Source organism: Agromyces humi (assembly GCF_009720255.1).
Classification (GTDB): domain Bacteria; phylum Actinomycetota; class Actinomycetes; order Actinomycetales; family Microbacteriaceae; genus Agromyces; species Agromyces humi.
The window spans coordinates 1-501 of the sequence record NZ_WJSP02000812.1; the positions used below are offsets into that span (position 1 = coordinate 1).

General features: G+C 74.3%; 1 protein-coding gene. It reads left to right on the plus strand.

From position 1 onward, the window contains the following. Positions 1-490 (plus strand): biotin transporter BioY (locus GH736_RS24320; protein ID WP_159607659.1); only part of this gene is annotated, 490 nt, incomplete at its 5' end. Positions 491-501 lie beyond the last annotated feature (11 nt).

Below are 501 nucleotides of genomic sequence, written 5' to 3' on the forward strand. Positions count from 1 at the left end.
CACGTTCCAGACGCTCGGCGTCATGCTCGCCGGCGCGATCCTCGGTGCGCGCAAGGGGTTCCTGTCGGTGCTGCTCCTGCTCGCGCTCGTCGCGGCCGGCCTGCCCCTGCTCTCGGGCGGCCGCGGCGGACTCGGCGTGTTCGTCGGGCCGTCGGTGGGCTACCTGATCGGCTGGCTCCTCGGCGTCGTCGTCATCGGCTGGTGCACCGCCCGCCTGCTCCCCCGCTACCGGGTGCTGCCCGCACTGGCCGCGACGGCGCTCGGCGGCATCGTGGCCGTCTACCTCGTGGGCGTGCCGGTGTTCGCGGCGATCACGGGCACCCCGATCGACGTCGCCGTCCTCGGGTCGCTCGTGTTCCTCCCCGGCGACCTCGTGAAGGTCGTCGTGACGGTGCTCGTCGCAAAGGGCGTGCACCGCGCATGGCCGGGCCTCATCGCGCCGCAGCCGTGGCCGTGGCAGCGCACCGCGGCGGTCGACACCGCAGCATGAGCGGCTGGCTG